This is a genomic window from Thioclava sp. DLFJ4-1, assembly GCF_002020145.1.
In the GTDB taxonomy this organism is placed as follows: domain Bacteria; phylum Pseudomonadota; class Alphaproteobacteria; order Rhodobacterales; family Rhodobacteraceae; genus Thioclava; species Thioclava sediminum.
Window position 1 is genome coordinate 249,135 of the sequence record NZ_MPZT01000001.1, and the last position, 26,386, is coordinate 275,520.

Below are 26,386 nucleotides of genomic sequence, written 5' to 3' on the forward strand. Positions count from 1 at the left end.
CATTTCCAAGCCCTGAAAGCGACTCTACGGAATTAGAAGCGACGCATCGCCGTAAGAGAAGAAACGATAGCCCGTCTTAACCGCATGATCGTAAATTTCGCGTATACGATCTTGGCCCATCAATGCCGAGACCAGCATCAGCAGGGTCGATTTCGGCAGGTGGAAATTCGTCATCAGCGCGTCGGTGATGCGGAACTCGAAGCCGGGATAGATGAAGATGTCGGTGGCGTCGCGGAAAGGCACGATATGGCCCTTTGCGCCGCCCTCGGCGCGCGCCGCGCTCTCGATCAGGCGCAGCGCGGTGGTGCCGACGGGGATGACGCGGCCGCCCGCCTGTTTCGTCGCGTTGATCTCGGCCGCCGCCTGTTCGCTCACCTCGCCCCATTCGGCATGCATCTTGTGGGTGGTGACGTCCTCGACCTTCACAGGCAGGAAGGTGCCCGCGCCGACATGGAGCGTGACTTCGGTGAACTCCACGCCCTTGGCGGCCAACGCCTCCAGCAGCTCGCGGGTGAAATGCAGGCTGGCGGTCGGAGCCGCGACCGCGCCGGAATGGCGCGCGAAGACGGTCTGGTAATCGCGCTTGTCCTCTTCATCGGGGGCACGCAGCGCCGCGATATAGGGCGGCAGCGGCATCGCGCCCGCCTCGGCCAGCGCCGCGTCGAAATCCTCGCCCGACAGATTGAAGCTGAGCCGCAGCTGGCCGTTCTCGATAGCCTCGACCCTGGCCGAGAGCGCGTCGGAGAAGACGATCTCCTCGCCCTCCTTCACCTTGCGCAAAGGCTTGGCCAGCGCCGACCATTCGCCGCCCGGTGCGGGTTCCAGAAGCGTCACCTCGACCTTCGCGACCACCTCGCCCTGCGCGCTTTGCCGGGTCCGGGTGCCTGCCAGCCGCGCCGGGATCACCTTGGTGTTGTTGAGCACCAGCCGGTCGCCGGGGCGGAAGATGTCGATCAGATCGCGCACATGGCGGTCATGGATCGCATCGCCCTCGGCCAGCAGCAGCCGCGCCGCATCGCGCGGGCGCGCGGGCCGCGTCGCAATCAGCCCCTCGGGGAGCTCGAAATCGAAATCGTCTAGCTTCATCGTCAGCCTTATTCGCTCAGCACCTTGGGCGGCCCCGCCCGGAACAACTCGCGCAGACCGCCCGGCGCGAGCACCGAGAGCGGATTGATCGAGACCTTCGGCGCATCGGAGCTTCCGCGCAGCGAGTAGTTGAACCCGAAAAGCCCCTCGCCTTGCTTGGAGATGACCTGACCGATCCCGTTCACGAGATAGAAAGGCGAGATCACGCCCTTCATGTTCAGCGTCTTCGATTGCGGGTAATAGTTGCCCGTCATCGTCACCCCCATCGAGGCCCCCACGGCGGCGCCCCGTGTGACACTCACCCCGTTGGGCGTCAAGCGGAAGGCGCCATCGACCGAGCTGAACAGGATGCCATCGCCGCTGAGCTGCTCCAGCAGCCCCACGCCCGAGGCCGCGGACAGCAGCGAGGCCAGAACCGGCGCGTCCTTCACCCGCAGGTTTGCGACCGTGAGCTTGCCGTCATAGCTTTTCTGCCCAAGCGGCGTCAGCACCAGCGCGCCCTGCCCGCCGCGGGCCTTGGTGAAGATCCCGGTCGCCGCCAGCGCGCGGCCTGCGTCGCGGGTTTGCGCGCGCACCGCGACGCGCAAACCCGCAGCCGGGATCACCGTGCCGTCGATCGGCGCGCTACCGTTGAGCTGCCCCTGGAACCGGCCCGAGAGGCCGCCCCGCGTGCTGAAATCGCCGCGGAAGCCTGTCAGCGCGATGCCATCCGTGATCTGCAGCCGGTCGAGCGACGCGCTGATCGCGGTGCCGGAACCGCTCGCGCTGGCGCCCGCACCGCCGCCCAATTCCGCCTTAGCGAGGTCCAGCCTGCCCGAGGTGACATTCACTTTCGGCGGACGCGCCTTGCCCTGACCGATCAGATCGACGCTGCCGGTGAACCAGTTGCCGACGCTCAGGCTCGAGAACCGCGCCCGGTTCAGCCCGCCGCCCTTGTTCAAGGTGATGTCGCCCTGCGTCTTCAGCCCCGCAGCACTCAGCGACAGGCTGTCGACCTGCGGCGGCGCGCCGAGCGTGCCGGACATTTTCAGATCGCCCGCACTGCCCGGCGCTTTGCTCCAGCCGATTTCCGGGATCGACAGGCGGATCCCCTGCAAGGCGCTCGCGAAGGTGAACCGCGTCGGTTGATCCTTGCGCAGGTCGAGCGCGATACGGCCCTTGCCCGAACCGCGCACCATGCCGTTGGGCAGCGCAATCCCCAGCCGGTCGAGCCCATCGGGGCTGACATCGACCGTGCCCGCGACCTCCGAGCGCCCCTTGTTCTCCGGCCCGAATTTCTGCGTCCAGGCGGCATCGAACCCGACACCGGACAGAGTGCCCTTGCCCGAAATCGTCATCCCTTGGGGATCGGCCTTCAGCGTCAACAAATCGGACCGCAGCGGCCGGTCGGGCACCAGCGTGTCGCTCTTCACTTCGGTCAGCCGGGCGGTCACGTCGAAATCGATCTCGTCCTGCGGCACATTGGGCTTCAGCGGCAAGCGGATCACCGAGCGCGCCTCGGCCCAGCCCTGCGCCACATCGGTGCTCATGCCCGCCTTGCTGAGGAATTCGAACGGCGGCTGATCGAGCAGCGACAGAGCCGCCGGGATCGGCGAGCGCGTCATCAGCGTGACCTCCGCCGGAGCGGGCTTGATGCGGATATCGGGCACGATGAGCGACGAACCCGTCACCTCGATCCGCCCGCCCGACGGCGCGGTCACATGCCCCTCCTCGACCTTGAGCGCCTGCCGCGTGTCGATGATCGTGGCAAAACCTCGGCCCTGCTGCACGGGCGGCAGGGTCTTGATGATCCGCACATCCGCGCCCCGGAACTCGTAGCCAAGCGCCAGTTTCGGCTGCGCGCCCGGCACGAGCCGCAGCGCCACGCGGGCATTGCGCAGCTGGCCCGTGGTCACGTTCTTCTCGAGCCACTCGCGGGTCTTCGGCACCACCGCAGGCGGCCAGAGCGCGAGCAGCTTGGTCTGGTCGATCTGGTCGATCCCGGCATCGAGCGCGACTTTCCAGCCATCCTTCTCGGCGCTGACCTTGCCGCGCGCCGAGATCGTCGTGTCGCCCTGATCGTTGAGTTCCAGCTGGCCGATATCGATACGGAACGGATCTAGGTTCAGCCGGAAATCGACCGCCCCTTGCGCGAATTGCACCGGGCTCTCGAACAGCCCCGCCGGATCGAGCTGCAGATCGGAAATCGCGATCTGGCCGACGATCTTCTTCGGCACGCCGCCTTCGAGATCGCGCAGATAGGTATGGCCCGCCGCCTTCAGGCGCAGCGCCCGGCTGTTGAGCGAAAGCGTCGAGACCTCGACGCGCTGCCGTTTCGGATCGTAGTTGAGATAGAGCTTGCCGTTCTCGATCGGGATCGGGTTCACGCCCTCGTTGGGCCGGATCGCGCCGCGCCCGATCTCGAGCATCGCGTTCATCCCGGTCAGCTCGCCCTTGTCGTTGAGCCCCGAGCGCAGCGCCCCCGAGATCGGCGCATCGAGCACGCCGAGCGCCGCGAGCGCCGGGGCCTGCACCGCCAGATCGCGCGCCGGAAGCGCAGTCACCGCGGCCCCGAAACTGGCTTCACGGCTGGCTTTCTGCGTGGTCATCGACAGCGCGACCTGCGCCGGTTTCGTCTGCCCGCTGCCCAAATCGAACCCCAGCGCGACCGAGATTTCACTGTCGCTTTGAGTCAGCTTGAAGCGGCCATCGGTGACCTTCCAGAGCCGGTCGAGCCGCTCATCCATCAGCCGGATTTGCAGATCCTCCGCGCTAATCTGCTGCAGCCGGGACAGCGCCGGAACCTCGAGGGTTTTCTCAAAGGTCTCAATGAGATCGGAGGCGTTATTCAAGTCGATATTGGCGAAGCGATTGCCGCCGCCGAAATCGAGATCCAGATTGCCGTCGGGCAGACGATGCAACGAAAGGCTCGCCCCGCGCAGCCTGAATGAGCGCGGCTCGACCCGCCCGCGCAGCAAAGGCTCCGCCCAGAGCGTCATACGCAATTCCGGCAGGACCGCGATCGGCAGGCCCGAGGGCCGCTCCAGCCGCACCGTGTTCAGCCGGATCCGGGGGCGCATGCCGTCATCGACATAGAGATCGATCCCGCCGGACAGCCGGACCCGCATCTGGCCCTGCAAGGCGTCATTGGCGCGGGTCTCGATGCGCGCGACGATCCATTGCGGCACGGCGACCGCGCGGTGGGTGATGACGAGAAAGGCGCCGGCAGCCACGACCCCAAGAAACAGGAAACTGAGAACAAGAAGCAGACCGGTGCGGGCACGGCGGCCGCGGCTCACCGGAGTCGCTGCCCCGGGCTGGGTCTCGGCCTCGGGTTTGGGCGTCTCGGCATCGCTCAACGACGCATCGCTCGCCCTTTCGGGCGCGCCGGACGTTTCGCGACTATCGGGACGCTGTCTCTCCATACCGTTCGTCTTGCGCCCGTTGGATCGGGGCTTTTTCTCCCTCGGCGGCGGCGCGTGCCGACCCCGTCTCTTATGCCGGGCCCACCGCGCGCGGTCTTGCCCGGGTCTCCTGCCTCGTGGTTAAGTCTCGCGCAAGCGGGCGTGGAAAGTAAGCCCCGAAACTGCAAGGAGGTTCCCCAATGATCGAGACAGGCGAAAAAGCGCCGGAGTTCGCCCTTCCCGCCACGGGCGGCAAGAGCTTCGAAACGCTCGGAAATCCGATCACGGAAGACGGAAATCTGACGCTGTCGGCCTTTGCGGGCCGTCCGGTCGTGCTGTATTTCTACCCCAAGGACAACACGCCCGGCTGCACCACCGAGGCGCTCGATTTCACCCGCCTCGCTCCGGACTTCGCCGAGGCCGGCGCCGTCGTCATCGGCATCTCGAAGGACAGCCTGAAGAAGCACGAGAATTTCTGCGCCAAGCATGATCTGGGCATCTACCTCGCCTCGGACGATGGTGGCGAGACCTGTGAGAGCTATGGGGTCTGGGCCGAAAAATCGATGTATGGCAAAACCTTCTGGGGCATTGTTCGCGCGACATTCCTGATCGGTGCGGACGGCAAGGTGGCTAAGGTCTGGCCGAAGGTGAAAGTCAAAGGCCACGCCGAAGCGGTGCTTGAAGCCGCCCGCGAACTGGGCTGAGCCGCCACGCGGGCGCAGCGCCCCGCATGGCACCCCGGCGGGCGGCTTATGCCGCGCCGCGGGGGCGTTGTGTGACGCGCGCCCATCGGCAAGTGCGGATCACACCAACGTGACGCCCAGATGACCAGCTGGGACGAAACCGCCGGGCCACCCTCCCTTTTGGGCAGAAAACCGCTCATACCGCGCGCGCGAGGGAACCGTGACCAAATGCGAGGGGGAAAGAGGTTGCCGGGACCTGCCCCCCTTGGTAATCCCTTTGGCCAAGGGCGGAGGACTTATCCACAAGCAGGACGGGTGCGCCGCCGCAAGTGACGTGCGGCCCCGTGGCCGCGCTTGATCCGCAACAAACACAGGACCGACCGGCTTGCCTAGACGCATTCTCGACCGCCTGAACACCCGTCTCGAGCGCATCCTGCCCGAACAGCGGCTGTTTCTGAAATCAGACAGCGCCACGCGGTTCGTCCGACTGCGCCCCCTCACCCAAGCGAGTGTACTGGCGATCGGCGCAGGCGTATTCGTGTGGTCGATGGCCGCGACCTCGATGCTCTTCATCGACGGAATTTCCTCCGGCGGGGCCGAGCAGAACGACAAGGTCGCGAAACTCGCCTTCGAGCGCCGCCTCGACGCGCTCTCGCAAGAGCGCGACGCCCGCGCCGCCGAAGCCCTCGCCGCGCAGGACCGTTTCCAGACCGCCCTCGAGCAGGTTTCGAAGATGCAATCCACGCTGCTCGCCTCGGAAGAACGCAAGCGCGAGCTGGAGACCGGGATCGGCGTGATCCAGGCCACCCTGCGCCGCACCATGGACGAGCGCGACACCGCCCGGCTCGCGTTGGCCAAGGCCGAGGGCAAAGGCCCCGATGCGGGTCCTACGCCGATCGCCCGCGCCGAGGACATGGAGAAGACGGTCGACATGCTGTCCACCGCGCTCGGCGAGACCGCGAAGGAACGCGACACCGCAAATGCCGACGCCAAGACCGCGCAACTGCAGATGGACAAGATCGCGCTGCAGAAGCGTCTCCTCGAACAGCGCAACGACGAAATCTTCACCACGCTCGAAGGGGCGGTGAAAATCTCGATGGAGCCGCTCGACAAGGTCTTCAAACAGGCCGGCATGGACCCCGATCACGTGCTCAAGGAAATCAAACGGGGCTATTCGGGCACCGGCGGGCCGCTCTCGCCGATCTCGCTCTCGACCAAGGGCACGGCCGATCTCGATGGCGACACCGCGCGCGCCGAGAACATCCTGCGCAAGCTCGACGAGATGAACATGTATCGCATCGCCGTCGACAAGCTGCCCTTCTCGATGCCCGTGAAGGCGCATTTCCGCTTCTCGTCGCCCTTCGGCTGGCGCTGGGGCCGGATGCATGAGGGCGTCGATATGGCCGCCCCGATCGGCACCAAGGTCTATGCTCCTGCCGATGGCGTCGTGATCGCCGCCGAGCACGAGCGTGGCTACGGCAATATCGTCAAGATCCGCCACGAGTTCGGCATCACCACCCGCTACGGCCACCTCAACAAATTCCACGTGAAAGTCGGGCAAAAAGTGTCGCAAGGCGAGTGGATTGCTGATATGGGCAATACCGGACACTCCACGGGACCGCATCTGCACTACGAGATCCGGCTCGGAGGCAAGCCAATTAACCCGATGACCTTCATCAAGGCTGGTAAGAATGTTTTCTAAATCGAAAATCCATGAACCGGGCCCCAAGGCCGACGGCGACAAGCCCAAAACCGGTGAGAGCTCGACCGCTCCGAGCCGCCCGACGTCCAGCTCGAGCGACTACACGCCGAGCGCCGCGCCGCGCTCGAAGCCCGCGCCCTCGGTTCTCTCCTCGGACCTGACCATCACCGGCAACGTCAAGACGACCGGCGACATCCAGATCGAAGGCACCGTCGAAGGCGACATCCGCGCCCATCTGCTGACCGTCGGCGAAAGCGCCACGATCAAGGGTGAGATCATGGCGGACGACGTCGTGGTCAACGGTCGCGTCGTGGGCCGTGTGCGCGGCCTGAAGGTGCGCCTGACCTCGACCGCACGCGTCGAAGGCGACATCATCCACAAGACCATCGCGATCGAGAGCGGTGCGCATTTCGAAGGTTCGGTTCAGCGTCAGGACGACCCGCTGCAGACCGGTCAGGGCACGCGGAAACTCGCGCCCCCGGCCTCCGAGACCGCCGCCGCAGCGCCGGCGCCGACGGGGTCGGAACAGAAATAAAATCAGGCGATAGCCAGAGCAGGAGGGGCGGCCGATCGGGTCGCCCTTTTATTTTGCGCCGGTGCCATGTCCCGAGCGGGCAACAGGGGCGCTGCCCCTCTTCGCATTCGCGAATTCACCCCGGGATATTTCGGCCAAGCCGAAAGAATATCCCGTGTTTTCGCCTTGGTGGAAATATCCCGGGGGAGCGCGCAGCGCGGGGGGCAGAGCCCCCTAGACCTGCCCATAGAAAAGCGCGCCGCGTGGAAATGCCACGGGCGCGCCAGGTTGGAAAGGCGGGGCATGAGACCGGGTTCGGTCCCTGCCCCGCTCGGCTTATTTCACGACCGTCTCCGGCCCCATCGCCATCGTCGGCAACCAAGTCGACAGGAATGGCACATAGGTGACAAGGATCAGGAAGACGAAGAGCACGGCAAGGAAGGGCGCGGCCGCCTTCACGACCCGCATGATCGGCATCCCCGCCACCCCGGAGGTCACGAAGAGGTTCAGCCCCACCGGTGGCGTGATCATCCCGATCTCCATGTTCACCACCATGATGATGCCGAGATGGATCGGATCGACGCCCAGCTCGATCGCGATCGGGAAGACCAGCGGTGCGACGATGAGGATCAGGCCCGAGGGCTCCATGAACTGACCGCCGATCAGCAGGATGATGTTGACGATCACGAGGAACATGATCTTGCCCAGACCCGCGCCGAGCAGCGCCTCGGTAATCTTCTGCGGGATCTGCTCGTCGGTCAGCACGTGCTTGAGGATCAGCGCATTGGCGATGATGAACATCAGCGTGATCGTCAGCTTGCCCGCCTCGAACAACGTGTCGCGCGTGCCCTTGTGCCAGACGGCAGTGATCAGCGCCTGCGGCTTTTGCCAGAGCGCGATCTTCTTCTCGCCCTGATCGAGCGGCCCCATGTCGCGGTAGATGAAGTTCGCAACGAACCACGCATAAACGGCGGCGACGGCAGCGGCCTCGGTGGGGGTAAAGATGCCCCCGGTGATGCCGGGGATGCCGTAGAGGCCGACCATGATGATCGCGATCAGCATCAGACCCCAGAACGCGTCGACGAAGCTTGCGGCGACTTCGCCCCAGCCTTGCCACTCGCCTTTCGGCAGGTTGCGCTTGATCGCGAAGAACAGAATCGTCGCCATCAGCATCACGCCGGCCATCAGGCCCGGAATGACGCCCGCGAGGAACATCCGGCCCACCGACACGTCGGTCGCCGAGGCATAGACCACCATCACGATCGACGGCGGGATCAGAATGCCCAAGGTGCCCGCGTTACAGATCACGCCAGCGGCGAAATCCTTCGAGTAGCCCACCTGCCGCATCGCCGCGATGACGATGGAGCCGATGGCGACCACGGTGGCGGGCGACGAACCCGAGAGCGCCGCGAACAGCATACAGGCGAAGACGCCCGCGATGGCCAGACCGCCCGGCAGGTGGCCCACTACGGCGATGGCGAAGCGGATGATGCGCTGCGCCACCCCGCCCGTCGACATGAAGCTCGAGGCGAGGATGAAGAACGGGATCGCCAGCAGCGTCGCGTGATTGTCCATCGCGTCGTAGAGCGACTGCGCGATGGAGGCGAGCGAGGCGTCCGAGAAGATCAGCAGGAACAGCGTCGACGCGAGGCCCAAGGAGACCGCGATCGGCACGCCGATCAGCATGAAGCCGATCACCATCACGAAAAGGAACAGGATATCCATGCCTCAGTCACCCTTGTTGATATGGGCCACGTCGGCCACTTGGTCTTCGGCTTCGTGGCTCACGATCAGCGCCGCGCGGCTGCCCACGGCGACCCCGATTGCCGCCTGCACGAACCGGATCAGCAGAAGCGTCACGCCGATCGGCAGGATCAGATAAGGAATGAAGCGCGGCAGCTTGTCATAGGCCTCGCCCATGTTGAACCGATCGCCCAGCCAGACGGCGAGCCAATGCGCGATCGGCACCTGATCGGTCTCGTAGAAGGCGCGGTCGCGGGTGTCCTGAAAACCCGTCGGGAACCAGCGGCCCGAGGTCTGATCGAAGCCCGCGAAGGGGGCCCAGTAATCCCATGCGCCTTTCAGCAGCAGCACCGCGTAGAGAATGCACAGGCCCGCCGCGACGAGGCTCATGGCCTTGCGCGGCCCGGGGCGCAGCATGTTGATGATCGCATCGACGCCAAGATGCGCGGTCACTTTCACCGCGTAGCTCATGCCCAGCAGAACCAGCCAGGCGAAGAGGATCAACGTCGTCTCCAGCCCCCAGATCAGCGAGGAGTTGAAGACGTAGCGCAGCACGACATTGACGAAGGTGATCACGGTCATCGTGCCGAGGATCAACGCGATCAGCGTCTCCTCCAGATGATGGATCGCCCGCGAAAACCCGTTGCGCGGCTCATAGCGCTGGCTCATGGCTCACTCCGGTCTGAGGTCGAGAGTTGAAAGTGGCGCGCGCGGATATGTGGGGGGCCGCGCGCGCCGTGAGATCGGGCAACGAGTGGGGGTCGTCGCCCGTCCGTTCGGATCAGTGCTTGGCGTTGATCGCCTGCGCTGCGTCGATGTTTTCCTGACCGACGTCATCCTTGAACTGGTCCCAGACCGGCTTCATCGCGTCGACCCATTGCTGGCGCTGCTCGGGCGTCAGTTCGCGGATCGTCGCACCGGCGTCGAGGATCGCCTGACGGTTCTCTTCGTTCACCTGATTGATCGCGGCGTTACGCTCTTTGGTGACCTCGTCGAGGATCGACTTGATCTGATCGCGCATCGCCGGGTCGAGGCTGTCCCACCAGTCGACCGAGGTCACGACCATGTAGTCGAGCAGGCCGTGGTTGGTCTCGGTGATGCCGTCCTGCACTTCGTAGAACTTCTGACCGTAGATGTTCGACCAGGTGTTTTCCTGCCCGTCGACAACGCCGGTCTGCAGCGCACCGTAGACTTCCGAGAAGGCCATCGGCTGCGGCGAAGCGTCGAGCGCTTCCATCTGCGCGATAAGCACGTCGGAGGGCTGCACGCGGAACTTCAGACCCTTGGCGTCGCCCGGCACCAGCAGCGGCTTGTTGGCCGAGAACTGCTTGAGGCCGTTATGCCAGAAATCGAGGCCCAGCAGACCACGACGCACCATCGCCTCTTTCATATTCTGACCGATGTCCGAATTCTGGAATTCGTCGACGGCATCCATGTTCTTGAACATGAAGGGCAGATCGAAAATGCGGTATTTCTTGGTGAAGGTCTCGAATTTCGAGAGGCTCGGCGCAGCCATCTGCACGTCGCCCTGCAGCATCGCTTCCAGCACCTGATCATCGTTGTAGAGGGTGGAGTTCGGGTAGACCTCGACGCAGGCCTTGCCGTCCATCTCTTCGTTCACGCGCTTGGCGAACAGCGCAGCCGCGATCCCTTTCGGGTGCTTGTCGGTGTTGGTGACGTGGCTGAACTTGATGACCATTTCGCCTTCGTCGCAGCCCGTCGGATCGGCCATAGCGACCGAGGCCGAAGCCATGAGAGCGAGCGCCGAAACGGCGGCGGTAAATTTCTTCATAATGTCCTCCCGGAATTCATGTCACGCCGGTCCTCCCCGGCATTGGGGTCAGCAAAAAGCCGCCGAGAGATCCGATCAACTGTTTCGTGAAGCTCTTGTGACGAAGACATTATCCACGCGGAATCAGGGCCTTACGAGGACACCTTCATTACAGCGCGCCGAGGTGTGTGCGAAATCCCGCACAGATGGACGCGGCTTCGTGCGAATCCTCGCCCGCCGCTAGTCCCGATACTCCTCGGGGCGCAGCCCGTGGCGCGCGAGCTTGTCGTAGAAGGTCTTGCGCGGCAGTTTCAGCGCCGCCGCCGCCTCGGTCGCATTGCCGCCCGCGCGGGTCAGCGCCTCGGCCAGCAGCGACTTCTCCACCGCCGCCATGCGCTCGGACAGACCAAGCTCCTCGGGCGGCTCGCCCGCCTCGAGCCCCATCGCAAAGCGCATCGCCTCGGACATCAGCGCGCGGGCGTTGCCGGGCCAGTCGCGCGCCATCAACTGCGCGGTCATCTCGGGCGGGATTTCGGGGGCGCGCAGGTTGGCCTGTTCGCAGGCGGTGGCGACGTAATGGCGAAACAGCGCGGGAATATCCTCGGGGCGCTCGGACAGCGAGGGGATGCGCACCTTCAACGCCTCCAGCCGCCAGTAGAGATCGGGGTGGAAGCGCCCTGCCCGCGCCTCGCCCGGCAGATCGCGATAGGTGCCCGCGATCAGGCGCGTGGCGGGCCGCGTCTCCAAGAGTTCGATCAGCGCGAACTGTGCGGGGCGCGGCAGGTCGGCCACCTCATCAAGATACAGCGTCCCGCCCTCGGCCTGTGCGAAGCCCGCCTCCAGCGCCTCCACGTCGAGGCCCGCCGCGGCGAGCTTCACGAAGGGACGCCGCGCATTGGTCGAGAGCAGATGGATCACCTCGGCCAGCTTGGAATTGCCCGCCCCCGGCGCGCCGGTGATCAGCACCTCGGCGCCCGAGCGCGCGGCGCGGCGCGCGGCTTCGCGCAAGCCCTCCGCCACCGGGGAGCTACCCACCAAAATCCGCGCCGCCGCATCGCCGCGCTTGCCCGCAGCCCGCGAGAACCGCGCCTCCATCACCCGCGCGCGGGTCTCCAGCGCCTTCTCGACAACGGCCAGCAAGTCTTTCCCCGTGCAGGGCTTTTCCAGAAAATCGAACGCACCCGCCGCCATCGCGCGCACAGCCATCGGGACATCCGCCTCCCCGGTCAGCAGCACCACGGGCAGCTCCGCATCGGCCTTTTGCACGAGATCCAGCAGCGCGAAGCCGTCCTTGCCCGGCATCCGGATATCCGTGACCACGATGCCTTCGAACTCAGTCGAGATATGGTCCTTCGCCTCGATATAGCTGCCCGCGAGCGTCGGCTTCAGCCCCGCCAGTTCCAGCGTCTGGCCCAGCGCCTCGCGCACCGCACGGTCGTCATCGACAAAGAGAACCCGGCGCATCATGTCTCCACCTCGATCGGTTTGGGTTGGGCCGTGGCTTCGCGCAACTCGATGGTGAAACGCGCCCCGCCGCCGGGCACATTCTCGCCCCGCAGGTTGCCGCCGAACCCTTGCACCAGCCCGTAAGAGATCGAGAGGCCGAGGCCAAGCCCCTCCGCCGATCCCGCCTCCTTGGTCGAGTAGAACGGATCGAAGATGCGGTCCGGATCGGCGATGCCCGGCCCGGTATCGCGCAGGCTGAGGCGGATCATCCCGTCCGCGCGCCCCATGCGGATCGTCAGGCGGCGCTCAGACTGGCCTTCCATCGCCTCGATCGCGTTCGAGATCAGGTTGATGACGACCTGGCTCAATCGCACCTCGCCGCCCATCACGATGGCGGGGAAGTCGGGGCGCTGCCAGTCCACGGTGACGCCCGCGCGCCGCAGCCGTTCGTCGAGCATCTCCAGCGCGCTCTCCACCACCGCAGCCAGCCCGACGCGGGTCGCGGGTTCGCTTTCCTGCCGCGCGAATGCGCGCAGGTTGCGGATGATGCGCGCCATGCGATGCGCCATCGCGCCGATCTTGCCGAGCGTCTCGCCCGCCTCCTCGGTCCGACCGCGATCGAGCAGCAGTTCGGCATTCTCGGCGTAAGACGAGATCGCCATCAGCGGCTGGTTCAACTCATGACTGATCCCCGCCGACATCTGCCCCAGCGCCGAGAGCTTGCCCGCCTGCACGAGTTCAGCCTGCGTGCGCCGCAATTCTTCGTTCGCGGTCGACAGTTCCGCCGTGCGTTCCGCCACGCGGGCCTCGAGCGCGGCATTGGCCTCGGAGAGCGCCTGCCTCCGCTCCCACAGGGCGAACATTACCGCCCCCACGGCCAGAAACCCGGCCGCGGTCGAAAGCGCAGCGAGCCGCGCCGCGCGCAACACCGGGTCGGCGGCAGCGAGGGCATGGCCCTCCATTTCGATCACCGGCAAGGCGCGCGAGACGTCCAGTGCGGGACCGGAAAGCGAGCCATCTCCCGACACCAGACGATGACCCGCAAGGTTGCGTTCGCGCAGGTGCAGCACCCCGGCGAGCGACCCCGCCGGATAGGTCGCGGGATCGGGCTTTGCACCGGGCTCGGACAGCAACACCAGATCGGTGCGGTTGGTCAGGAAACTCACGCCGCTATCATCGGTGAACCAGACCGGCACCGGGTTGCCGCGCCCCTCGGCCTCGACATCCTCGGCATTCAGCCGCAGCAGCACGATCCCCGCAACATTGCCGCCGGAGGCAAAGACCGGCGCGGCGAAGACGAACAGCCGATCGCCGGTATCGGGGTCCACGAAATGCTCCGACCCGGTCGCGCCTTGCGCCGCCCGCGCCAGCGCCCGGTTCATCGTGACCCGGTCGGGGCTATCCGCCGGACCTGCGAGTACCGTGCCGCCCGGCGCGATCAGCCAGATGTCGCGCGCGCCCGCATGGTCGGCAAGGCGTTGCAGCGTCAGGCTCACCGCCGCATCGCGCCATGTGCCGACCTCCTTGCCACCTTCGGCGAACCGCGCCGCCAGCGCGACCACGTCGGGATGATCGGCAGCCAGCACCGCCACTTCGCGAAATTGCAGAAGTGCTGCCACCAGACGATCCGAGGCCAACCGCAGATCGGATTGCCCCTGCGCTTCGATCCGCGCCAGACCCTCGCGTGCCGAAACCCGCCACACCCCGATAGAGGCGGCGAGCGTCAGCGCGATCCAGATCAGCAATATGGCGACACGGCCCAGCATCAGCACTCTCCCGCCCCTTTCCTTGCGGCCTACCGCGCGGCAATGCAAGGCGGAGCGTTCGCTTGGTCTTGCATCCCCGGGCGCGTTGCGGCCAATCTGGCCCCGAGTAACCGGAGCGCCGATGCAGACCCTTTCCCAATCCCCGCTCGATCCTGACTTCGTCCAGAACCCCTACCCGTTCTACGACCGGGTGCGACAAGGCGGCCCCTTCGTGCAATGGCCCGAATACGGGTTTCGCGTCACCGCGCGGGCCGCGATTGTCGGCATGGCGCTGCGCGACCGGCGGCTGGGGCGCGAGGCACCGCCCGAGCAGGCGGTGGACATCCCCAAGCATCTCGAACCCTTCTACGCCATCGAGCGCCATTCGATGCTGGAGCTGGAGGCGCCGACCCACACCCGGCTGCGCAAGCTGGTGACGAAGGCCTTCACCCCGCGCCGGATCGCGAGCATGCAAGACGAGATCGCCGCGCTCTGCCAACGGCTGATCGACGAGATGCCCGAGGGCGGCTGCGACCTGCTGGAGCATTTCGCCAAGCCCCTACCGGTGATCGTGATCGCACGGCTTCTGGGCGTACCCGAAAGCGACGCGGACAAGCTCTTGGCGTGGTCGAACGCGATGGTGCAGATGTATCAGGCGCGCCGCGATATCAGCCTCGAGGAAGACGCCGCGCGCGCTTCGGCGGACTTCGCCGCCTATCTGGGCGATCTGATCGAGACCCGCCGCAAAGCGCCCGGGGAAGATCTGATCTCGGAGCTGATCGCCGTCGAAGAGGAAGGCACCCACCTGACCCGCGACGAGCTGATCTCCACCGTGATCTTGCTGTTGAACGCGGGCCATGAGGCGACTGTCCACCAGATCGGCAACAGCGTGAAGACGCTGATCGAACAGACCGTCGCCCCCCATTGGCTGGAGCCCGCGCGGATCGACGGCACGATCGAGGAGCTGCTGCGCTTCGATCCGCCGCTGCATCTCTTCACGCGCTGGCTCTATGAGGACATGGAGTTTCAGGGACAGGTGCTGCGCAAGGGCGAGCGGATCGGGCTGTTGCTTGCCGGTGCGAACCGCGATCCGTCGGCTTGGGACGATGCGAGCGTCTTCGATCCGTCGCGCCCCGTGCGCACCAATTTCAGCTTCGGCGCGGGGGCGCATTTCTGCATCGGCGCACCGCTGGCGCGTCTGGAGCTGAAACTCGCCCTGCCGATGTTGATGGAGCGGCTACAGGGGCTCGATCTGCCGCGCCGCCCCTATTACGCGGATCTCTACCACTTCCACGGGCTGGAGAAGCTGCAGGTCACCTACACCAAGCGCTGAGCCTCACAGCGGCAGCGCGGTGGTAGATTTCAGCTCCTCCATCGAGAGAAGCGCGGTCACGTTGTGGATTTTCACTTCCGAGATCAGCGCCTGATAGAAGCGGTCATAGGCACGCGCATTCTCGACCCGCACTTTCAGGATGTAGTCGATATCACCCGCCAGACGGTGCGCCTCCATCACCTCGGGGCGCGCGCGCAGAGTGGCGAGGAACTTGTCCTGCCACTCGGCCTCATGCTCGGAGGTGCGGATCAGAACGAAGAAGCAGGCATCGAAGCCAAGCGCCTCGGGATCGAGGATCGCGGTCTGCTTTCCGATCACCCCCGCCGCGCGCAATTTACGAATCCGGTTCCAGACCGGGGTCTTGGAAGACCCTGTTTTCCGCGCGATTTCGTCGAGCGACTGGCTCGCATCGTCCTGTAGCTCCGCGAGGATTTTCCGATCCAGCTCGTCGATCTGCACCGCCATTCCGATTTCCCTCCGCTTGTTAGGAGATTGTCACTCCTCCCAAATCCATAAGGAACGATTGTCCTTATTGGCAAGGGTATATGGTCAAAAACCGGAATAATTTCCTATATTCACGCTCAAGACGCAGACGAGGAGCGTGACATGGAAACTCTCGAAACTCAGACCCGGGTGACCCTTGCCGGGGCCGGTCCGGGCGATCCGGACCTGCTGACCGTGGCGGTGCTGCGCGAGATGATGTGCGCCGACGTGATCCTGCACGACACGCTGGTGAGCGCCGAGGTGCTCGCGCTCGCGGGTCCGCAGGCGCAGCTGATCGAGACTGGCAAGACCGGCTTCGGCCCCTCGATGAAGCAAGGCGACATCTCGTCCCTGATCGTTCGCCTCGCGCAGGAAGGCCAGCGCGTGCTGCGCCTGAAATCGGGCGATCCGGGCGTGTTCGGTCGGCTGGGCGAGGAACTGGACGCGCTCGACGCGGCCGGGATCGCCTATCGGGTGCTGCCGGGCATCACCGCAGCCTCCGCTGCCGCTGCCTCGCTTGGCCAGAGCCTGACCGAACGTGGCCGCAATCGCGAGCTGCGCCTGCTCACCGGGCATGACGCAGACGGGCTGGCCGAACAGGATTGGTCGGCGCTGGCCCGCCCCGGCGCGGTCGCTGCGATCTATATGGGCAAGCGCGCCGCGCGCTACGTGCAGGGGCGCCTGATGATGCATGGCGCCTCGCCCGCGACCCCCGCCTGTGTGGTCGAGAACGCCTCGCGCGCCGATCAGGTGATCCGCCCCGCGACGCTCGCCACCCTGCCCACCGTTACCGCCGAGGCCAAAGGCCCCGCCGTAATCCTTCTCGGGCTCGCCCCGCGCGACGCCCGCACCGCCCTCAAGGAGGCCGTGCTATGAGCAAGAAATTCATCCCCGGCGTGATCAGCGCCAATGATCTGCGCGAAGGCCACGTCGTCTACATGAACGACGCGGGCCAATGGGTGCTGCGCCTCAAGGATGCCGCCTTCCTCGACGATCCGGTGATCGCGGACATGTGGCTCGATCTGGCCAATGCCCAGCCCGAGAAAGTCGTGGGCGCCTATCTCGCGCCCGCCACGCTCGGCCCGAACGGCCCCGAGCCCGCGCATTTCCGCGAGGCCTTCCGCGCCTCCGGTCCCTCCATTGAGCTACCCGGGAGCTGATCCATGTTCCAACCCAGCGATTTCGACCGCGCCGCCGTTCGCGCGCGCGCCGAGCAGTTTCGCCATCAGGTCGCGCGCCGCCTCGACGGCAGCCTGACCGAGGACGAGTTCAAGCCGCTGCGCCTGATGAACGGGCTCTATCTGCAGCTGCACGCCTATATGCTGCGCGTGGCGATCCCCTATGGCACGATCGAAGCCCGGCAGATGCGCCAGCTCGCCAAGATCGCAGATGCCTGGGATCGCGGCTACGGGCATTTCACGACGCGCCAGAACATCCAGTTCAACTGGCCGAAGCTGATCGATGTGCCGGATATGATTGACGCGCTCGCCGATGTGGGCATGCACGCGATCCAGACCTCGGGCAACGCGATCCGCAACACGACGACGGATGCCTTCGCAGGTGCCGCCGCCGATGAGATCGCCGATCCGCGCCCCTATGCGGAACTGATCCGTCAATGGTCCACCGACCATCCGGAATTCCAGTTCCTGCCGCGCAAGTTCAAGATCGCGATCAATGGCGCCGAGGCCGACCGCGCCGCGATCCGCGCCCATGACGTGGGTCTGCAGCTGGTCGAGCGTGACGGCGAGATCGGTTTCCAGGTCTTCGTGGGCGGCGGTCTCGGCCGCACCCCGATGATCGGCAAGGAAATCCGCAGCTTCCTGCCCGCGGTCGATCTGCTGCCCTATCTGGAATCGATCGTCGCCGCATGGAACCTCGCGGGACGGCGCGACAACAAGTACAAGGCGCGCATCAAGATCACCGTACACGAACTTGGAATCGATACGTTTTCCGAGATGGTCGAGGCCGAATTCCCGGCCCGGCGCGCGGCGTTCAAGGGCGCGGACCAAGCGATCCTCGCCGATCTCAAGGCGCAATTCGCACCGCCCGCGCTGCCCGCCCGGGAGAGCGAGAGCTTCGAGACCGCGCTCAGTGTCGACGCGCTTCTGCGTGACTGGGCCGCGCGCTCGGTCTCGCCCCATCACAACCCCGATTACGCGGTGGTCACGGTCAGTCTGAAGGATCACGGCGCGCCTCCGGGCGATGCCACGTCAGACCAGATGCGCCTGTTGGCGGAGCTTGCCGAACGCTACGGCCAGTCGGAGCTGCGCATCAGCCACGAGCAGAACGTGATCCTGCCGCATATCGCGAAGGCCGACCTGCCCGCGCTGTTCGAAGCCCTGCGCAAGGGCGGCCTCGCCGCGGCGAATATCGGCCTGACTTCGGATATCATCGCATGCCCCGGCATGGATTACTGCGCGCTGGCCACGGCCCGCTCGATCCCGCTGGCGCAGCAGATCGCGACCCATTTCCGCGATCTCGGACTGGAGCAGGAGATCGGTGCGCTCAAGATCAAGATCTCGGGCTGCATCAACGCCTGCGGTCACCACCATCTGGGCCATATCGGCATCCTCGGTCTCGATCGTGCGGGCGTGGAGAACTACCAGATCACGCTTGGCGGCGACGCGACCGAGACGATGGCGCTTGGCGAACGTGCGGGCCCCGGTTTCGCCTATACGGAGGTGATCCCCGCGCTGGAGCGTCTGCTGCGCGCCTATCTCGAGGTGCGTGAAAGCGCCACCGAGAGCTTCCTCGACGCGCTGCGCCGCCTTGGCCCGGACCCGTTCAAGGAAGCGCTCTATGCAGAGGCTCAACGCCATGCCGCTCAGTGATGGAACGGATATCGCCCCCCGCGTCGCCGGGTTGAACGAACGCTACCGCCACCACGCCGCAACCGCGGTGATGGAGCGGGCGTTGCGGGACCCCGATGTGGGCAATGTCGCGCTGGTTTCGTCCTTCGGGGCGGAGTCGGTGGTGTTGCTGCATATGGTTTCGGTAATCGCGCCCGGCACGCCGGTGCTGTTCATCGACACGCAGATGCTGTTTCCCGAGACGCTCGCATATCAGCGCGACGTCGCAAGCAAGCTGGGTCTGACCAATGTGCAGGTGATCCAGGCCGATGAGGCCGCGATCGCCCGCGACGACCCGGACGGCACGCTGCACCAGTACAGCACCGATGCCTGCTGTACCCTGCGCAAGACGGTGCCGCTGGAAAACGCGCTGTCGGGCTATGACGCGTGGATCACCGGGCGCAAACGCTTTCAGGGCGGCCAGCGCGCGGCGCTCGATTTCTTCGAGATCGAGACCGACAGCCGGATGAAGATCAACCCGCTCGCCCATTGGGACAAGCAGGATGTGCAGGATTACATGGTCGAGAACCGCCTACCGCGCCATCCGCTGGTGGCGCAAGGCTATCCCTCGATCGGCTGTGCGCCCTGCACCTCGCCGGTCAAACCGGGCGAAGACGAACGTGCGGGCCGCTGGCGCGGCGCTGCCAAGACCGAATGCGGCATCCACTTCATCGGCGGCAAGGCCGTCCGTGTGAACAGTGAAGGCCAAGTGATTGAGAACAAGGAGAATGTGGCATGAGCGTGATCGTTCGCGACGACGGCTTCCACAATGACGACTTCACCGGGGCGAGCCTCGACATCGCGCCGGAGACCGATGCGGGCTACCTGCCTGCGCTGATCGAAGGCGCCGAGATGATCCGCGTCCTGTTCCCGACCTTCTCGGACGGGCGCGGCTTCTCGCTGGCGCGCCGCATCCGCGCGCTCGGCTTCACGGGTCGGCTGCGCGCGGCGGGCCCGCTGATCGCGGATCAATACGCGATGGCGCGGCGCGTGGGCTTCGACGAGGTCGAGATTCCGCCGGAACTGGCCGAGCGCCAGCCGCAGGCGCAGTGGCTGTTCCGCGCCGATTGGGCCGCGCATGACTACCGTGCGCGACTGGCCGGCTGAGGCTTTCACCCGTCCGCGATATCCGATAAACCCAACCCTGACCGGCAATTGAGCCAGATCAAGGGCCAGCGCTGACGCAAGCTGTATCCGATCTGTATATTTGCCAGACCGAGGCGCACGCCCCGGCCCGAGAGAGATGTGACAATGAACGAGAGCGCCGTGACCGAGATCCCCAAGGTGAAGACCCTGCCCGACGCGCAGACCGTGACCGAAGTGACCCATTGGACGGACCGGCTGTTTTCCTTCCGCGTGAGCCGCCCGCAGTCCCTGCGTTTTCGCTCGGGCGAGTTCGTGATGATCGGGCTAATGGGCGACAATGGTAAACCGCTGTTGCGCGCCTATTCCATCGCCTCGCCGAACTGGGACGAGGAGCTGGAATTCTACTCGATCAAGGTGCCCGACGGCCCGCTGACCTCGAAGCTGCAGCATATCAATGTGGGCGATGAGATCATCCTGCGCCCGAAGCCCGTGGGCACGCTGGTCCATGACGCGCTGCTGCCCGGCAAGCGGGTGTGGTTCCTCGCCACGGGTACCGGGATCGCGCCCTTCGCCTCGCTGATGCGCGACCCCGAGACCTACGACAAGTTCGACGAGGTCATCATGATGCATACCTGCCGGACGGTCGAGGAACTGGAATATGGCCGCCAGCTCGTCGAAAACCTGATCAACGATCCGCTGATCGGCGAGATGGTGGACGGCAAGCTGAAATATTACCCGACAACGACCCGAGAGGAATCCCCCCATATGGGTCGGATCACCGACAATCTCGAAAACGGCAAGGTGTTCAAGGATCTCGGCCTCGAGCCGATGAACCCCGAGACCGACCGCGCGATGGTCTGCGGATCGCTCGCCTTCAACAAGGACGTGATGGCGGTGCTCGAAGGGTTCGGCCTGCGCGAGGGCGCGAATTCCGAGCCGCGCGAATATGTGGTCGAGAAGGCCTTCGTCGGCGACGGTATCTGATCTGGATCGGGGGGCTCTGCCCCCTCGGGCTTCGCCCTCACCCCCGGGATATTTCTCAAGAGCGAAGATGGGCGTCTGTCCTGTCTTCGCTCTTTTCAAATATCCCGGGGGGCGCGCGGCAGCGCCCGGGGGCAGAGCCCCCTTGTGACCCAGCGTTTTTTCCGCCGCGACTTGGGAGATCGCCTCATCGTTGCTATCTTAAAGGCATGACTGAGGGGATCACCACGATGACGCGCCACCAATTGAGCCACAGCTTTCGCGAACATGTCGCCGATGGCGTCGTCCATGTGCTGGGCGTCGTTTTCGCCGTGGCAGGCGTCAGCGCGCTGATCGTCTGGGCGTCGCTGGCGGCTCCGGACGGCCGGGTCTGGCCGCTCGCGGTCTATTCCGTGGGGCTGATCGCCTCTTTCTCGCTCTCGGCCGCCTATAACCTCACCCTGCATGCGCCGACGCGCGCGGTGCTGCGGCGTTTTGATCACGCGGCGATTTATCTTCTGATTGCGGGCACTTACACGCCGATGGCGCTGATCGGCCTTGGTGGCGTCGCTGGCTGGGCGCTGACCGCGACGGTCTGGGCGCTCGCGACCTTCGGCATCGTGATGAAGCTCGGCTTCTTCCACCGCTCGGAGCGCACGGGGTTCTGGCTCTATCTGGCGATGGGCTGGCTCGGGATGATCGCGATGTGGCCGCTGATCGTGGCCCTGCCCCTGCCCGCGCTAATCCTGCTGGTCGTGGGCGGGCTGACCTATACGGTCGGCGTGATCTTCTACCAGACCGAGCGCATCCCGTTCTCGCGCGCGATCTGGCACGGTCATGTGCTGGCAGCGGCCGCGACGCATTACGCGGCCGTCATCGTGATCTCGCACTGAGCGGGGTTCAGAGAGGCTCGATATCGCCCATTGCGCGGGTCTCGTGGAATTCCGAGACGAAGCGCGCCAGCGCCCCCTCGTCGATCGCCGCGCGCAGGCCTGCCATCAGTTCCTGATAGTAATGCAGGTTGTGCCAGGTCAGCAGCATCCCCGAGATCATCTCGCCGGAGCGGAAGACGTGGTGCAGATAGGCGCGCGAATAATTCGAGCAGGCCGGACAGGTGCAGGCCTCGTCCAGCGGGCGCGGGTCGTCGGCATGGCGGGCGTTCTTGATGTTCACCTGCCCGCGGCGGGTCCAGGCTTGGCCCGTGCGCCCCGAGCGCGACGGCAGCACGCAATCCATCATGTCGATGCCGCGCTCGACCGCGCCCACGATATCGTCGGGCTTGCCGACGCCCATCAGGTAGCGCGGTTTGTCCTGCGGCAGCATGCCCGGCGCGTAGTCGAGCACGCCGAACATCGCCTCTTGCCCCTCGCCCACGGCGAGGCCGCCGACCGCATAGCCCTCGAAGCCGATTTCCTTGAGTTTCTCGGCACTTTCCTCACGAAGCTCACGTGTCACGCCACCCTGCTGGATGCCGAACAGCGCATGGCCGGGACGGTCGCCGAAGGCGTCGCGCGAGCGTTGCGCCCATCGCATCGAGAGGCGCATGGACTTCGCCACTTCTTCCTCGGTCGCGGGCAGCGCGGGGCACTCGTCGAAGCACATCACGATATCCGAGCCCAAGAGCTTCTGGATCTCCATCGAGCGTTCGGGCGAGAGCATATGTTTCGAGCCGTCGACATGGGAGGCAAAGGTGACGCCTTCCTCGGTCAGCTTGCGCAGAGATGCCAGGCTCATCACCTGAAAGCCGCCCGAGTCGGTCAGGATCGGCTTGTCCCAGTTCATGAACTTGTGGAGCCCACCCAGACGCGCCACCCGCTCCGCGCCGGGGCGCAGCATCAGGTGGTAAGTATTGCCCAGCAGGATATCCGCGCCGGTCGCGGCGACGCTTTCGGGCATCATCGCCTTCACTGTCGCGGCGGTGCCCACGGGCATGAAGGCCGGCGTGCGGATCTCGCCGCGGGGCGTCGAGATCGTCCCGGTGCGCGCAGCACCATCGGTGGCCTTGAGGGTGAAGCTGAACTTGGTCATCTGGGGCTCTCCTTCGGCCCCGGCTGATAGACCCAAAGCGGCGCGAAGGGAAGGCCACGTGGGACGCAAGGGCATGGACCGGAATCGCATTTTGGCCTTACGCTAGGGCAAAAGGAGGCTCGCCATGTTTCGTTCCATCCTTCTAACCCTCTGCGCCACGCTCGCGCCACTCGCGGCGACTGCGCAAAACCAGCGCATCAGCCACTGTATCGCGATCGCGGATGCTGCGCCGGGGATCGAGTATCTGCACAAAGCCAGCTGGTCCGACCCGGTGCCGGAGCAATCGGTGCGGTTGCATTACATCGACCATTCGATGGTGCTCTTGCAGACCGAGGGCGGGCTGTCGGTCGTCACCGATTTCAACGGCTGGACCGGCGGGGCGCGCTTTGCCCCTGATTACGTCACGATGAACCACGCCCATTCGAGCCATATGACCGATATGATCCCCGAAGGCACGGTGGCGCTGAAGGGCTGGTCGGATCAGTTCGGCATCGCCGCCGATCACCATCTGGATCTGGGCGAGATGCTGATCCGCAATGTGCCCACCGCGATCCGCAGCTTCGGCGGGGTCGAGGAGAACGGCAACTCGATCTTCGTCTTCGAGGTGGCCGGGCTCTGCATCGGCCATCTGGGCCATCTGCATCACGAGCCCGATCCCGCGCAATATGCGGCGCTGGGGCGGCTCGATGTGGTGATGGCGGCGGTAGACGGGTCCTACACGGTCGATCAGCCGACGATGATCCGCATCCTGAACCGACTGCGCTCGCGCATCGTGATCCCGGTGCATTGGTTCGGCGAGCCGACGCTGCAGAGCTTTCTCGACGGGATGGAAGGCGTCTTCGCGGTGGAGCGGCCCGGCGTGAGCGAGGTGATCGTCTCGCTCAGGACTTTGCCGCGCGAACCGACCGTGATGGTGCTGGAGCCGGAGCGGCTGCGGTAGGGCTCACCAGATCTCAGGTCTCTGGAAGGCCGCGACACAGCGCGGCTTCCCCGCGATGGTGCCAAGCGGCGTGGACGTCAGCGATTGGCCAAGCCAGCCCTGCGGCATCGACAGCGGATAGGGCGCGGTGATGGCGGCCTCGGCAATCGGCGCAAAGCCCACCTGTCCGTAATAGGCCGGATCGCCATAGGTGAGCACGGCCTCGACGCCCGCTGCTGACAGCTCTGCGAGGGCATGACGGATCAGCCTCTGCCCGACGCCCTTGCGTTGCTGCGCCGGGGCGACCGCCATCGGCGAAAGCAAAAAGACGCGGCGCGGATCGTCGTCATAGCGCAGGCGGGTGAAGCAGACCGCGCCGATGAGGGCCGCTCCCTCCCGCGCGGTGAAACAGTGCAGATCGGCGGGGTCGGTCCGGGCGAGGATATCGCGTACCAGCGCCCCGATCAGCGCACCTTCGTCAGGGCCTTAAGAGGCTGCGAAGCTCTCGGCGAAGAGACCGGCGAAGCGCTCCGCATCTCCGGCATATCCTGCGCTGATGTCCACCCAGCTCAACTCTCCGCCTTCTTCTCCCAGCGGCCGCCCTCTTCCGACCAGTAGATCGCCTTCGCCCCCGCGCCGGTCAGGGTCTTCCATTGCCCGCGCGCATGTTGCACCGCCTGCGGGTCGTTGCCGTCGAACAGGATCCAGACGCGTTTATGGGCGTCGGTTTCCTCCGCCGCGACCTCGGCGCCGTCGACGGCCATCATCGCCTCGCGCCCATCGCCTGCGGGCGCGGTGCCCAGCAGGATCGGCTGCAGCGCGTCATGCGGCCCGCCTGCGAGCCCGTGCGGCAGGAAGCTCGCCTCGGTTCCCATCAGCCAGAGCCTCTGGTCGAGCCAGTCGAGCCGCGCAGAATCGGTCCCGCGCAATTCCACCTTCCAACCCTGCTCCACCGCCCGGGAGGCGAGGTTCAGCACCACCTCCTCGAGGCTGGAGCGGGTCAGATGGTAGAAATTGACCTGCCCCATCTCAGGCTTCGAACTTGTCGCGGATCAGACGGTCGAGCATCCGAACGCCCCAGCCGGTCGGGCCCTTCGGGGCCAGCGTGGTCTCACCCGGCGGAAGCGCCACGCCCGCGATGTCGATATGGCACCACGGCACCTCGTCCTTGACGAAGCGCTTGAGGAAGGCAGCCGCGGTGATCGCACCGCCCCAACGGTTGCCGACATTGCGCATATCGGCCAAACGCGATTTCAGCGCCTTGTCATAGGCGGGCTGCAGCGGCATGTGCCACGCGCCCTCGCCCTCGGTCTTCGCCGCTTTAAGAATGTCGGCTACGAACTTGTCATCATTGGCGAAAAGACCCGCGTTCTCGTGGCCGAGGGCGACGATCACCGCGCCGGTCAGCGTGGCGAGGTTGACCATCGCCTTGGGCTGGAACCGGTCCTGCGCATACCAGAGCACATCCGCCAGAACGAGGCGGCCTTCGGCATCGGTGTTGATGACTTCGATCGTGTCGCCCTTCATCGAGGTCACGATATCGCCGGGGCGTTGCGCGCGCCCGTCGGGCATATTCTCGACCAGCCCGACGAGGCCCACGACATTCGCCTTGGCCTTGCGCAGCGCCAGCGTGCGCATCACGCCCGAGACGACGCCTGCGCCGCCCATATCCATCGTCATCTCTTCCATGCCCGCGCCGGGCTTGAGCGAGATGCCGCCCGCGTCGAACACGACGCCCTTGCCGACGAGCGCGAAGGGCGCCTCGCCCTCTTCGCCGCCCTTCCATTGCATGACGACCAGCTTGGAGGGCATTTCCGAGCCCATGCCGACGCCCAGAAGCGCACCCATGCCGAGCTTCTTCATGTCCTCTTCTTCGAGGATTTCGACATCGAGGCCCAGCTCCTGCATCGCGGCGAGGCGGGCGGCGAAATCGTCGGTGGTCAGGATGTTGGCGGGCTCGTTGACCAGATCGCGGGTGAAGAACACGCCCTCGGCCAGTGCTGCATGCGGGGCCGCGGCGGCGGCGACCTCTTCGGGCTTGTCGACCATGATCGTCACCGGCCCGTAGGCCTTCTTGTCCTCGCCGGTGTGATAGTCGAAGCGATAGGCGCGCAGCGCGAGGCCCAGCGACAGATCGGCGGCGCGCGGATGGTTTTGCGCCACGACGAGCGCGCCCGCCTCCCCCAGTTTGGCCCCGATCGCAGCCCCCGCCTTGCGGGCCTCGTCGGCGCTGGCCTTGCGGTCGAGCCGCACCAGCTGCACCGCTTCGGCGGCGATCGCGGCGGGCCAGCTCAGCTCCATCGCCTCGCCCGCGCCCAAGCCCGCGAAGGCCTCCGAGTCCACCGCGCGCTTGATCGCGCCTTTCATCGCCCGATCCAGCTTGCGCCCGGCCTGCCCCAGCTTGCCGTCACCGCCCACGACCAGCGCGATCCGCCCGCTTTGGGTGGCGAAGACCTCCGGATCGGTTTCCTTGAAGGCGATAGCAACAGGTTGGGTCATGTGGGGTTCTCCGAAGATGAGACCGGCGCGCGCGTCGGCGGCGCTCGGTCGCGATTGGCATCAAATTGCGCGCGAGCCTAGCCCTGCCTCCGGAAAATGAAAAGCACCCCCGCTGTGCCCTTCCCTCACTTCGCCCGACAGGCTAGAGAAAGGGAA

24 protein-coding genes are annotated in these 26,386 nt (G+C 65.7%); 12 read left to right on the forward strand and 12 right to left on the reverse strand.

Annotated elements, in window-relative coordinates:
• Positions 1-24: 24 nt before the first annotated feature.
• Both queA and BMI85_RS01180 read right to left on the reverse strand, forming a co-directional pair.
• The gene (gene queA / locus BMI85_RS01175; RefSeq protein ID WP_078599227.1) at positions 25-1,086 is read right to left on the reverse strand and encodes a tRNA preQ1(34) S-adenosylmethionine ribosyltransferase-isomerase QueA; all 1,062 of its coding nucleotides are present in this window, start codon (positions 1,084-1,086) and stop codon (positions 25-27) included.
• Between the two features lie 8 nt (positions 1,087-1,094).
• Positions 1,095-4,490, reverse strand: a complete 3,396-nt coding sequence (locus BMI85_RS01180; protein WP_078599228.1) for an AsmA-like C-terminal region-containing protein — start codon at positions 4,488-4,490, stop codon at positions 1,095-1,097.
• A 179-nt stretch (positions 4,491-4,669) separates the two neighbouring features.
• Here BMI85_RS01180 and BMI85_RS01185 point away from each other — a divergent pair, with 179 nt between their 5' ends.
• The 3 genes from BMI85_RS01185 (at position 4,670) to BMI85_RS01195 (ending at position 7,389) form a co-directional block, all read left to right on the forward strand.
• Complete coding sequence (locus BMI85_RS01185; protein ID WP_078599229.1) at positions 4,670-5,173, forward strand: peroxiredoxin; 504 nt, start codon at positions 4,670-4,672, stop codon at positions 5,171-5,173.
• 364 nt (positions 5,174-5,537) lie between these two features.
• On the forward strand, positions 5,538-6,854 hold the full coding sequence (locus BMI85_RS01190) for a M23 family metallopeptidase (protein WP_078570329.1): 1,317 nt from the start codon (positions 5,538-5,540) through the stop codon (positions 6,852-6,854).
• Positions 6,844-7,389, forward strand: a complete 546-nt coding sequence (locus BMI85_RS01195) for a polymer-forming cytoskeletal protein (protein ID WP_078519318.1) — start codon at positions 6,844-6,846, stop codon at positions 7,387-7,389. Before BMI85_RS01190 ends, BMI85_RS01195 begins: the two co-directional genes overlap by 11 nt.
• A gap of 315 nt (positions 7,390-7,704) precedes the next feature.
• Here the strand turns inward: BMI85_RS01195 and BMI85_RS01200 are convergent, their stop codons facing one another.
• The 5 genes from BMI85_RS01200 to BMI85_RS01220 all read right to left on the reverse strand — a co-directional run bounded on the left by BMI85_RS01200 (position 7,705) and on the right by BMI85_RS01220 (position 14,094).
• Entirely contained in the window at positions 7,705-9,093 is a 1,389-nt protein-coding gene (locus BMI85_RS01200) for a TRAP transporter large permease subunit (protein WP_078599230.1), read from the reverse strand.
• A 3-nt stretch (positions 9,094-9,096) separates the two neighbouring features.
• Positions 9,097-9,780: a TRAP transporter small permease gene (locus tag BMI85_RS01205; RefSeq protein ID WP_078599231.1), complete on the reverse strand. Its 684-nt coding sequence runs from the start codon at positions 9,778-9,780 to the stop codon at positions 9,097-9,099.
• Positions 9,781-9,892: 112 nt separating this feature from the next.
• Positions 9,893-10,903, reverse strand: a complete 1,011-nt coding sequence (locus BMI85_RS01210; protein WP_078599232.1) for a TRAP transporter substrate-binding protein — start codon at positions 10,901-10,903, stop codon at positions 9,893-9,895.
• A 219-nt stretch (positions 10,904-11,122) separates the two neighbouring features.
• Positions 11,123-12,349 (reverse strand): sigma-54 dependent transcriptional regulator, encoded by a 1,227-nt coding sequence (locus BMI85_RS01215; protein ID WP_078519322.1) that lies wholly within the window; start codon positions 12,347-12,349, stop codon positions 11,123-11,125.
• A complete protein-coding gene (locus BMI85_RS01220) occupies positions 12,346-14,094 on the reverse strand; it encodes an ATP-binding protein (protein ID WP_078599233.1) in 1,749 nt (582 codons plus the stop codon). The genes BMI85_RS01215 and BMI85_RS01220 overlap by 4 nt, the downstream gene beginning before the upstream one ends.
• Before the next feature lie 121 nt (positions 14,095-14,215).
• Between BMI85_RS01220 and BMI85_RS01225 the strand changes: the two genes are divergently transcribed.
• Positions 14,216-15,406, forward strand: coding sequence for a cytochrome P450 (locus BMI85_RS01225; RefSeq protein ID WP_078599234.1), 1,191 nt, complete (start codon positions 14,216-14,218; stop codon positions 15,404-15,406).
• Positions 15,407-15,409: 3 nt separating this feature from the next.
• Here the strand turns inward: BMI85_RS01225 and BMI85_RS01230 are convergent, their stop codons facing one another.
• The gene (locus BMI85_RS01230; protein WP_078519325.1) at positions 15,410-15,871 is read right to left on the reverse strand and encodes an Lrp/AsnC family transcriptional regulator; all 462 of its coding nucleotides are present in this window, start codon (positions 15,869-15,871) and stop codon (positions 15,410-15,412) included.
• Positions 15,872-16,012: 141 nt separating this feature from the next.
• Here BMI85_RS01230 and cobA point away from each other — a divergent pair, with 141 nt between their 5' ends.
• The 7 genes from cobA to BMI85_RS01265 all read left to right on the forward strand — a co-directional run bounded on the left by cobA (position 16,013) and on the right by BMI85_RS01265 (position 21,677).
• Positions 16,013-16,765, forward strand: coding sequence for a uroporphyrinogen-III C-methyltransferase (cobA, locus tag BMI85_RS01235; protein ID WP_078599235.1), 753 nt, complete (start codon positions 16,013-16,015; stop codon positions 16,763-16,765).
• On the forward strand, positions 16,762-17,049 hold the full coding sequence (locus tag BMI85_RS01240; RefSeq protein WP_078519327.1) for a DUF2849 domain-containing protein: 288 nt from the start codon (positions 16,762-16,764) through the stop codon (positions 17,047-17,049). Before cobA ends, BMI85_RS01240 begins: the two co-directional genes overlap by 4 nt.
• 3 nt (positions 17,050-17,052) lie before the next feature.
• Positions 17,053-18,720: a nitrite/sulfite reductase gene (locus BMI85_RS01245; RefSeq protein WP_078599236.1), complete on the forward strand. Its 1,668-nt coding sequence runs from the start codon at positions 17,053-17,055 to the stop codon at positions 18,718-18,720.
• Positions 18,707-19,477 (forward strand): phosphoadenylyl-sulfate reductase, encoded by a 771-nt coding sequence (locus tag BMI85_RS01250; protein WP_078599848.1) that lies wholly within the window; start codon positions 18,707-18,709, stop codon positions 19,475-19,477. Before BMI85_RS01245 ends, BMI85_RS01250 begins: the two co-directional genes overlap by 14 nt.
• Positions 19,474-19,845: a DUF934 domain-containing protein gene (locus tag BMI85_RS01255; protein ID WP_078519329.1), complete on the forward strand. Its 372-nt coding sequence runs from the start codon at positions 19,474-19,476 to the stop codon at positions 19,843-19,845. The genes BMI85_RS01250 and BMI85_RS01255 overlap by 4 nt, the downstream gene beginning before the upstream one ends.
• Positions 19,846-19,989: 144 nt before the next feature.
• Positions 19,990-20,808, forward strand: a complete 819-nt coding sequence (locus BMI85_RS01260; RefSeq protein WP_078599237.1) for a ferredoxin--NADP reductase — start codon at positions 19,990-19,992, stop codon at positions 20,806-20,808.
• Positions 20,809-21,014: 206 nt separating this feature from the next.
• Entirely contained in the window at positions 21,015-21,677 is a 663-nt protein-coding gene (locus tag BMI85_RS01265; RefSeq protein ID WP_348638968.1) for a hemolysin III family protein, read from the forward strand.
• Positions 21,678-21,684: 7 nt separating this feature from the next.
• Here BMI85_RS01265 and tgt read toward each other — a convergent pair whose 3' ends face one another.
• Positions 21,685-22,812, reverse strand: a complete 1,128-nt coding sequence (tgt, locus tag BMI85_RS01270; protein ID WP_075774572.1) for a tRNA guanosine(34) transglycosylase Tgt — start codon at positions 22,810-22,812, stop codon at positions 21,685-21,687.
• A gap of 124 nt (positions 22,813-22,936) precedes the next feature.
• Here tgt and BMI85_RS01275 point away from each other — a divergent pair, with 124 nt between their 5' ends.
• Positions 22,937-23,752 (forward strand): MBL fold metallo-hydrolase, encoded by an 816-nt coding sequence (locus BMI85_RS01275; protein ID WP_078599238.1) that lies wholly within the window; start codon positions 22,937-22,939, stop codon positions 23,750-23,752.
• A 3-nt stretch (positions 23,753-23,755) separates the two neighbouring features.
• Here the strand turns inward: BMI85_RS01275 and BMI85_RS01280 are convergent, their stop codons facing one another.
• From BMI85_RS01280 to BMI85_RS01290, 3 genes are all read right to left on the reverse strand, one after another.
• Positions 23,756-24,199 (reverse strand): N-acetyltransferase, encoded by a 444-nt coding sequence (locus tag BMI85_RS01280; RefSeq protein ID WP_210402309.1) that lies wholly within the window; start codon positions 24,197-24,199, stop codon positions 23,756-23,758.
• A 101-nt stretch (positions 24,200-24,300) separates the two neighbouring features.
• Entirely contained in the window at positions 24,301-24,759 is a 459-nt protein-coding gene (locus BMI85_RS01285) for a DNA polymerase III subunit chi (RefSeq protein ID WP_078599239.1), read from the reverse strand.
• Position 24,760: 1 nt separating this feature from the next.
• Positions 24,761-26,230, reverse strand: coding sequence for a leucyl aminopeptidase (locus BMI85_RS01290; RefSeq protein WP_078599240.1), 1,470 nt, complete (start codon positions 26,228-26,230; stop codon positions 24,761-24,763).
• Between the last annotated feature and the right edge of the window lie 156 nt (positions 26,231-26,386).